This window comes from Actinophytocola sp. (assembly GCF_035712165.1).
Classification (GTDB): Bacteria; Actinomycetota; Actinomycetes; order Mycobacteriales; family Pseudonocardiaceae; genus DASYTH01.
The window spans coordinates 1-8,438 of record NZ_DASTBH010000246.1 but is presented as its reverse complement, the minus strand read 5'-3'; the positions used below and the strand labels follow the sequence as shown (position 1 = coordinate 8,438).

The window sequence follows — 8,438 nt, the reverse complement described above, 5'->3', positions numbered from 1 at the left end:
GGCCGGAGAACCTGGAGATCGTCACCGAACTGCGCGCGGCGCTGGACGGCCACCGGGGCGACGACGACGGCCTGCTGATCGCCGAGTTGTACCTGCCGTTTCACCGGCTGGTCCGCTACTACGGGCGAGCCGGCGACGGTGTGCACCTGCCGGCCAACATGCACCTCATCGCGGCGCCCTACTCCGGCGAGCACATCGCCGCGCTGGTGGACAGCTACCAGGCCGCCCTGCCGTCCGGCGCCTGGCCGAACTGGGCGCTGGGCAACCATGACCGCAGCCGGATCGCCACCCGGGTCGGCCCGGCGCGAGCGCGGGTGGCGGCGATGCTGCTGCTCACCCTGCGCGGCACGCCGATCCTGTACTACGGCGACGAGATCGGCATGCCGGACGTGGCCGTGCCCGCGCACCTGGTGCGGGATCCCTACGAGCTACGGGTTCCCGGGATCGGCGTCGGCCGCGACCCGGCCCGCACACCGATGCGCTGGACAGCCGGGCGCAATGCCGGGTTCTGCCCGCCGGATGTGCGACCGTGGCTGCCGCTGGGGCCGGCGCACCCCGGCGTGGCCGCGCAACGTCGCGCCGCGACCTCCGTGCTGTCCCTGTACCGGGCGCTGATCGCCTTGCGCCGCAGCGAGTCCGCGCTGTCCATCGGCGCCTACCAGCGCCTCGCCGCGGACGCCGGGCTGCTGGTGTACCGGCGCCGGCACGACGGCCGGAGCCTGGTCGTCGCGCTCAACCTCGAGTCCTGCCAACGGATCGTCCCGGTCCCGGTGACCGGCCGCATCGTGCTGGCCACCGGGTTGGACCGGACCGGCGAGGTGACCGGTCCGCTGACCCTGCGCGGCGACGAGGGTGTGATCGTCGCCGAGGACTGACTACCGGAACAGGTCGCGCAGATCCGGGGCGTGCGACTGCACCGGCGGCATGCCGAAGACGCTGGTCTCCGCCGGATCCATGTTCGCCTGCGCCGGGTGCATCGGATGCATCCGCTGCCCGCCGCTGCCCATTCCGTCCATCGCGGCGCCGATCGCGAGCAGTTCGGCCGGAACCGGGATGTTCGGCAGGCTGAGCTCGGCCGGCCCGAGCTTCGACATGTCCGGCACCACGTCCGGGATCTCGAACTCCTCCGGCAGAGCCAACTCGACGAACTCCGGCTCCGAGTAGTCCTGCTCGGCAACCGGCTCGGGCTGCTCGACCGGAACATACTGTGCGACCGGAGCGTGCTGGGCGACCGGAACCGGTGGCGCGACCGGGATGTACGGCTGGGCCACCGGCATGGGCGGCATGACCGGGGGAGCGGGCCGGAACGGCGGCGGCGCGACCGGCCGGGCCACGAGCGTCTCCGGCTCGGCGAACACCGGGCGTGGGAACTCCTGCGTGTCGGCGAACATCGCCGGCTGCTGCATCGGCGGCGTCTCCGCGAACTCGTGGTAGGTCCGGCGCACGCCGCGCTCCGGCTCGCCGGCCATCCGGCGGCGCATCGCCTGCCCGGTCTGGTGTTCCAGCTCGTCGGTCCAGCGCAGCATGCCGCGCGGGCTGTCCCAGGCGAGCACGCCGACCAGCGATCCGTCGCTGACGTAGCCGGTCACCCGGTGCCCGATGGTCGCCTCGCCGGCCAGTTCCACGGTGTCCTGCGCCAGGGCGGGCAGGCCGGCGGCCTGGATCCGAACCCCGTGCTGCTCCGACCAGAACCGCGGCACCGGCGTGAACGGCTGTGCGGCGGCATGCCCGGCAAGCAGGTTGTCCGCGGCGGCCCGGCCCATCTCGATCGCGTGGGTCCAGTGCTCGACCCGGCGCGGCATGGTGTCGAAGCGCAGGTTCGGCCAGCGCGCGACGTCCCCGGCCACCACGATGTCGTTCGCGCCGACGGCGTGGCAGGTGGGGTCACACATGATCCCGTCGTCCAGGATCAGTCCGGAGCCGCGCAGCCAGTCGACGGTCGGCACGCTGCCGACACCGAGCACCACGCAGGACGCCACCACGACCCGGCCGTCGGTCAGGTACACCGCGACGCCGTCGGCCTGCGAGACCCAGTCCCGCACGGAGACCTGCGTGATCACCTGAACGCCGTTGGACTCGTGCAGATCGTGCACGGCCTCGCCGAACTCGACGCCCGGCACCCGGTCCAGCAACCGGTCCTCGCGCGTGATGATCGTCGCCTGACGGTTGAGGTCGACCGCGGCGGCGGCCACCTCGCAGGCCACGAAGCCGCCTCCGATCACGGCCACCCCACCGCGGCCGTGAGCGATCGCGCGACGCACCGCGGCCGAGTCGGCCATGGTGCGCAGTACCTGGACCCGCGGGTCCTGCCGCGGGGCGCCCGGCAGGTGCCGGGCCTGGACACCGGTCGCGATGACCAGCCCGTCGTAGCGGATCCGCTCGTCACCGGGCAGCGTCACGATGTGCTCGTCCGGGTCGAGTCGGGTGGCCCGCGCGCCGTAGCGCCAGATCGCGTCCAGTTCGGTGTGCACCGGCAGCACGATGTCCTTGGGACGCAGCTGACCGGTGAGGATCTGCTTGCACAGCGCCGGGCGGTGGTACGGCCGGTACGGCTCCTCGCTGACGATCACCAGTTCGCCGTCGAAGTTCTGCTCGCGCAACCGTTCCGCCGCGCGGACCCCGGCGGCGCCGGCTCCGACGATGACGATTCGTTCGCTCTTGGGCATCTACCGTTCCTTCAGGACGATGGCGAGCATGGGGCAGCAGCGGACGGCCGACCTGGCCTGGTCCACGTGTTCGGCCGGGACGGCCCGGCGGTACTGCAGCTCACCGGTGACGGTGAGCTGAAACAGGTCCGGGGCCTCGGCCGAGCAGGTGCCGTACCGCCGGCACCGGTCGTTGTTGACACTGAGCGCCGCGACCGCTTCGGAGCGCGGTTCGCGCGACACGGAGGTCCGGGGAGTGAGCCGCCGCGTCATGGCGCGTCCTCGATCAGGCCGGTGGTGGCGAGTGCCTTGGCGGGCATGAACCGGATTGCGATCACGACCAGAGTGGGGATCAGCAGGGAGATGCCGCCGAGCCAGACAACCGCCATGTGCCCGGCGGCCATGGCGGAGAGCAGTGCGTGCAACACGCCGAAGGCGAAGGCCGGATAGGCCAGGCGATGCAGGAACAACCAGCGCGCCGAGGTGATGAAGCGGCGCAGCCAGGTCGCGACCAGCACGGTGAGCAGGAGCTCCATGGCCAGGATGCCCAGGCTGTAGGTCAGGTTGTTGTCACCGTAGAACGGGATGAACAGCTGGGCCGGCGTGAACGGGGAGAGCTCCAGCAGCAACATCGAGCTGGTGTGCACGGCGGCGAACGCCAGGGTCAGAGCCACGAGAAAGATGTGTCCGCTGCGCAGCGCCTGCCGGCCGGTGGCCCGGCCGACCCAGCCCATGCTGGTCAGTGCCCCCCAGCACAGCGTCAGACACATCATGGCGTAGGCGAGGCGGGCGGACAGAACCGAGACCTCGAGGATTCCGGCATCGTGCGCTGCCTTCTCCGCGGTGCCTTGCGCCAGTTGGTAAAGCAAGTGGTGCCTCCAAGACTATGGACCGGGTGACAGGCAGGCCGGGGCGGATCCGGCCTGCCTGGCCCGTTCCGGATGGTGCTTACGCAGGAGGAGCTAGCACCTCCGGCCGCTGTTGATGCAGGTGACCGCCTGGTTCATCAGGGCCTCCGGCATCACGTTCTGGAAGTCGTTGTGGTCGGTGGTGGGGTTGTGCTGCACCTCGGGGAAGGCGTCCACCGCGAAGATCCGACCACGGGGGAGGTTGTAGGTCAACGTGATCCGCAGCTGCGGGACCGCCTTGGTGCCCGCCGGGCAGGCGCCCGTCTTGTCCGGGAACACGATGTGCGTGCGGTGGTTGGCACTGTCCACGTTCTGACCGTCCCAGCAGCTCGGGAAGTCGGCCACGCGCATCAGCCGGCTGCCGCGCGGGCAGAGCGGGTACTTGTCGGTGAACCGGTTCTGGAAACCGCTGCAGGTCCACTTGGCGTTGGCGTTGGCGCCGTTCTGGATGGCGGCCTTGGCGTTGCCGGTCAGGACCTTGATGAACTGCGGCATGGCCACGACCTTGGAAACGGGGTTGCCGTGGAAGGTCAGGTTCGCCGAGGCCGGCGCGATGATCTCGCCGATGTTGTGCGGGTTGGGCGCGTCGTCGCCGGCACCGCCGCCGTCCCGGTCACGCACCCGGATCACCGGCCAGAAGTACGTGGACTTGTCGCCGTTGGTGCAGGTGGTGCCGGCCGCCGACAGGCTTTCCGGCGTGGACTGGTTGTCGGTGTCCTCGTTGCCGACGTAGTCGTGCTGGTGGTGCGCGCCGTTGACCACGCCGGGGGCGGCGATGTGGTTGTCGGAGTTGCGGTGGCCGTTGGCGTTCGTGCCGCACCGGCTGGTGAACGTGCCCCGGGAACCGCTGCGCTGCACCCGCGGGTACAGGTTCGACGGCCGGACCTTGAGGATGTTCACGAAGTCCTGCGGGAACGGCCCGAATGCCTTCGAGCAGCTCTGCTTGGTGAACTCCTTGACGTCCTCGGCCTGCGGCTGCGGCGCGGGCACCATCGGCGCCGGCGCACCGGCCTCGTCGGGCGCGGTGTTGGCGCCACCGTTGGGTGCTGCCGGCGGGGCGGGCTTGCCCGGGGTCTCCGACGGCGGCTGGGCCGGCTGGCCCGCGGGAGCGCCCGGAACCTGCTCGGCCGGCGCCTGCTCCTCGGGCTGGGCCGGGGCTTCCGGCTGCACCGCGGCTTCCGGCTGGGCCGGCTGACCCACCGGCGGCTTGCGGAAGCCCTGCACGGCCGGGGTGGCCGGGTTCTCCGCAGGGGCCTCGGCGGCCGGCTGCTCGGCGGGAGCCTGCTCGGCCGGCTGCTCGGCGGGAGCCTCTTCGGCCGGCTGCTCGGCCGGAGCCTCGGCCGGCGGAGCCTGCTCGGCGGAGGAGGCGGGGGGCGCGACAGCGGAGGAGCCAGGGGCCGAAGAGGCCGGAGGCGGCGGCGCGGTGGCCGACGAGGTGGGGTTCGCGACGTCCGGAATACATTCCAGGACGGACAGATCCACCGAGTTGCCCCGGTTCTTGGCCGATGCGGCGCCGGTGACGCCGATGACGACACCGGTTCCGATGATCGTCACGGCGGCGATGCCCGCGGCGATCAGCCGCCGCTTGGTGCGTTGGGGCATCTGATGTCGTGCCATGGTTTGAACCTCGCTGTTTCTTCGTTGGGTCTGGTCTCGGTTTCGGCGGGTCCTGGTCAGCGCGTGCGGAGTAGCCGCAACAAACCGAAGACCACGACGAGTTCCACGAGACAGATGCCGATCATGAGTCCAACGTCGACGCCGCCCGTGCCGGTCCGCGTGCTCGCCTCGACGATGTCGTGCTGTCGCCCGTACGCCGCGCCGGCCGGTGCGGTTCCCGGTCGCACCGGCTCCGGCAGCGCGTTGAAGTCCACCTGCCCGGTGCTCTCCAACAACGTCATCTGGGTCCGGACCGCGTCGCTGGCCCGTTCCGCGAAGGCGCGGACCATTTCATTGCGGGTACCGGCCCTGACCTGGGCGATGACCGAGAAAACCTGGCCGTGCGCCCGGCGCAGCAGGTTCGCGAACGACCGGTCGAACTCGGGTCCCCACTTGGCGGACAGCTCGACCAGCCAGTCCTGCTGCTCCTCGCTCGGGCGGTTGGGCAGAACCACGCCGAGCTGCCCGGCGATCCCGCGGACCTCCTTGTCGAGCACCCGGTGCTGCTCGACGATCTTCGCTCCGGCATCCTGAACCGCCTGGCTGGCGGCCTGCTGCTGGGCCTGCTGACCGGCGGCGATCTCCCAGAGACTCGCCTGCCGGACGTTGACCAGCAGTTCCAGGTCGGAGTCGGAGAGGGACGTGGGCGCAGTGGCCGCCGCGGGTGTGACGTACCCGACGACCACCGTGGTCATCGGAACCATCAGCACCATGAGCGCCACCCGGCCTACACCCTTCCTGTCCACTGTGGATCACCGCGAGATGCGGGCGAATCCGTCTGCCCGCAAGGGGGAGCGCATATGGTTTTCCTTCCTGGACAAGGAGATTCCATCGATCACCAGCACGTGCGGTCACCAGCAGATACGGAAACCCACGGGTCACGGTTCAATCACGGCCAAGAAGTTGATGTGACCTGGATCACTCGACGGAACGGCGAGCGGGGGTCCAGGATGTCCCCCGTGAGTCGGCGCCAGAGCACGAGAGTGGATCTTGCCGGCGCGGACGGCGTCCCGGATAAGGACGAGGCGCTAGTCAGGATGCTCTACCGCGAGTTCGGCGGGGCATTGTTCGGTCACGTGCTGTACCTGACCGGCAATGACCGGCAGTGGGCCGAGGACGTGGTGCAGGAGACCCTGGTCCGCGCCTGGAAAAACGCGGAGCGGTTGGACCGTGACCCGGGCATGTTGCGTGCCTGGCTGTTCACCGTCGCGCGGCGTATCGTGATCGACGGCCGGCGTAGCCACAGTGCCCGGCCCCGCGAGGTCGACATCGCGCCGCTTACCCTCGTGCCGGTGCCGGACCGTTCGGAGCAGTCACTTTCAGCTATGGTCGTTGCAGATGCGCTTCAGGGATTGCGGGCGGAGCATCGCGAGGCCATCGAGGAAACGTATTTACGGGGCCGCACCATCAACGAAGCCGCGCAGATACTTGGCGTGCCGCCGGGGACCGTCAAGTCGCGGGTGTACTACGCGCTCCGGGCATTACGCCGGGCGCTTCGGGACGGGGAGTGATCGACGATGCACACACCCCATCAGAGGGTCGATCACGTCGATGTAGCCGCATACGCGCTCGGGATCCTCGACGAGCCGGACCACGCCGCCTTCGCCGAGCATTTCGCTCGGTGCGCCAGGTGCCGGGCCGAGTACCGCGAGTTCGCCGATCTGCCGATGCTGCTCGACCAGCTCAAGCCGGCGCCGGACAAGCGCGGCAAACCGGCCCGCGCGCCGGCGCTGCCGGGCAAACGGGTCCTGTCCGGCGCACTGGAACGGGTGAGCACGGTGCGCCAGGGGCGGCGCCGCGTGGTCTGGCTGGGTGCGGCGGCGGCCGCCGTCCTGCTCGTGGCCGTGCCCGTGGTGGTCGGCAACCTCGCCGGCCGGCAGAACACCCCGGTCGCCGGACCCACCGTGACGGTCAAGGCGCCCGCCGAGACCACCACGAACCTGCCTCCGGAGACCGGCACCGACGTGGTGGCCGGCGCCCGCACGGTGTCCGGGACCAGTCCGCAGTCCGGCGTGGGCGCCACCATCGGCATCGAGCCCGAGACCTGGGGCACCAAGATCAATCTGGAGCTGCGCGGGGTCGTCGGGCCACTGGACTGCAAGCTGGTCGCCGTGTCGCAGGGCGGGGACACCTACGACGTGATCAGCTGGTCGGTCCCGCCCGCCGGGTTCGGTGTGCCGAGTTCGCCGGAGCCGCTGCGGATCCAGGGCGGGCTGAGCCTGCCCGCCGAGGACATCGCCATGTTCAGCGTGCGGCGACCGGACGGCACCGCGATGCTCGACGTGCCGGCCTGACGATTCCGATCCATTAGCGCTCGATCACTGAATACGCTTTGCTATCGTCGAATCCGACGATGACTTCAACCTGGGTGTGTGATCGTGTCCAACCGACAGTTGTTGTATGCTCGCGACGATTTCCGGGGATATGGAGGTAGGGCGGACATGGCCCAGAAAGTCATCGTTGAGCTGGTTGACGACCTCGACGGCAGCGCGTCCGAAGACATAAGCACCGTCAGCTTCTCGTTGGACGGCGCGGACTACGAGATTGACCTCAACGAAACCAACGCGGAGAACCTGCGCGAAACACTCGCGGAGTTCGTCGAGCACGCGCGTCGCACCGGTGGCCGGATCAAGCGAAACACGGGTAGCACCAAGACGACCCGGTCGCGCCCGGCGGCCAGCCGGGAGCAGACCAGGGCGATCCGTGAGTGGGCCCGGGAGAACGGCTTCGAACTCGCCGACCGCGGCCGTATCCCGGCCAACGTCATCGAGGCATTCGAGGAGGCGCAATCCCCCAAGGGTAAGCGGGGGAAAGGCGGGAAGGCCAGGGTGCCGTCCTTCTCCGGCTGAACCCGAGATCCGGCATTCCGACCATTCTCTGCGACCCGGCCGATCGCCTCGCGCATTAGGCTCGGCCTATGGCCATCACGACAACGAACCCCGCGACCGGTGAGACCGTACGCACCTTCGACGCACTCGGTGATCGGCAGATCGCAGAGCGGATAGCCAAGGCCGCCGACACATTTTCCAACTACCGGGTGACGACGTTCACCCAGCGCGCCGAGTGGATGCGGACGGCTGCCGGCCTGCTCGACGAGCAGGCGACGGACATCGCCGAGCTGATGACGCTCGAGATGGGCAAGACGGTCAAAGCGGCCAAGGCCGAGGTGGCCAAGTGCGCCGTCGCGGCCCGGTTCTACGCCGAGCACGCCGAGCGGTTCCTGGCCGAC

9 protein-coding genes and 1 pseudogene are annotated in these 8,438 nt (G+C 69.9%); 5 read left to right on the top strand and 5 right to left on the bottom strand.

Annotated features, from left to right (window positions below):
* Positions 1–875: alpha-amylase family glycosyl hydrolase (locus VFO68_RS14220; RefSeq protein WP_325158735.1), on the top strand; the 875-nt coding region annotated here is incomplete at its 5' end.
* Here the strand turns inward: VFO68_RS14220 and VFO68_RS14215 are convergent.
* From VFO68_RS14215 to VFO68_RS14195, 5 genes are all read right to left on the bottom strand, one after another.
* Complete coding sequence (locus VFO68_RS14215; RefSeq protein ID WP_325158734.1) at positions 876–2,666, bottom strand: NAD(P)/FAD-dependent oxidoreductase; 1,791 nt, start codon at positions 2,664–2,666, stop codon at positions 876–878. It lies immediately after the preceding gene.
* On the bottom strand, positions 2,667–2,918 hold the full coding sequence (locus tag VFO68_RS14210) for a ferredoxin (RefSeq protein WP_325158733.1): 252 nt from the start codon (positions 2,916–2,918) through the stop codon (positions 2,667–2,669).
* Positions 2,915–3,514, bottom strand: a complete 600-nt coding sequence (locus VFO68_RS14205; protein ID WP_325158732.1) for a hypothetical protein — start codon at positions 3,512–3,514, stop codon at positions 2,915–2,917. The genes VFO68_RS14210 and VFO68_RS14205 overlap by 4 nt, the downstream gene beginning before the upstream one ends.
* A gap of 93 nt (positions 3,515–3,607) precedes the next feature.
* Positions 3,608–5,170 (bottom strand): DUF1996 domain-containing protein, encoded by a 1,563-nt coding sequence (locus tag VFO68_RS14200; protein ID WP_325158731.1) that lies wholly within the window; start codon positions 5,168–5,170, stop codon positions 3,608–3,610.
* Between the two features lie 56 nt (positions 5,171–5,226).
* Positions 5,227–5,922 carry a DUF4142 domain-containing protein gene (locus VFO68_RS14195; protein WP_325158737.1) on the bottom strand — a complete coding sequence of 232 codons (696 nt, stop codon included), beginning with the start codon at positions 5,920–5,922 and terminating at the stop codon, positions 5,227–5,229.
* Between the two features lie 270 nt (positions 5,923–6,192).
* Here VFO68_RS14195 and VFO68_RS14190 point away from each other — a divergent pair, with 270 nt between their 5' ends.
* The 4 genes and pseudogenes from VFO68_RS14190 to VFO68_RS14175 all read left to right on the top strand — a co-directional run.
* Entirely contained in the window at positions 6,193–6,720 is a 528-nt protein-coding gene (locus VFO68_RS14190) for a sigma-70 family RNA polymerase sigma factor (protein WP_414635502.1), read from the top strand.
* A 6-nt stretch (positions 6,721–6,726) separates the two neighbouring features.
* Positions 6,727–7,503, top strand: coding sequence for a zf-HC2 domain-containing protein (locus VFO68_RS14185; RefSeq protein WP_325158730.1), 777 nt, complete (start codon positions 6,727–6,729; stop codon positions 7,501–7,503).
* Positions 7,504–7,650: 147 nt separating this feature from the next.
* Positions 7,651–7,986: pseudogene (locus VFO68_RS14180) on the top strand (histone-like nucleoid-structuring protein Lsr2); the annotation flags it as partial.
* A 140-nt stretch (positions 7,987–8,126) separates the two neighbouring features.
* Positions 8,127–8,438, top strand: a 312-nt coding sequence (locus VFO68_RS14175) for an aldehyde dehydrogenase family protein (protein WP_325158728.1), incomplete at its 3' end; no start/stop codon positions are given.

Coding starts and splice junctions, on each gene's coding strand:
- VFO68_RS14215 (WP_325158734.1), bottom strand. CDS start 2,666: ATGCCCAAGAGCGAACGAATCGTCATCGTCGGAGCCGGCGCCGCCGGG.
- VFO68_RS14210 (WP_325158733.1), bottom strand. CDS start 2,918: ATGACGCGGCGGCTCACTCCCCGGACCTCCGTGTCGCGCGAACCGCGC.
- VFO68_RS14200 (WP_325158731.1), bottom strand. CDS start 5,170: ATGGCACGACATCAGATGCCCCAACGCACCAAGCGGCGGCTGATCGCC.
- VFO68_RS14195 (WP_325158737.1), bottom strand. CDS start 5,922: ATGGTGCTGATGGTTCCGATGACCACGGTGGTCGTCGGGTACGTCACA.
- VFO68_RS14185 (WP_325158730.1), top strand. CDS start 6,727: ATGCACACACCCCATCAGAGGGTCGATCACGTCGATGTAGCCGCATAC.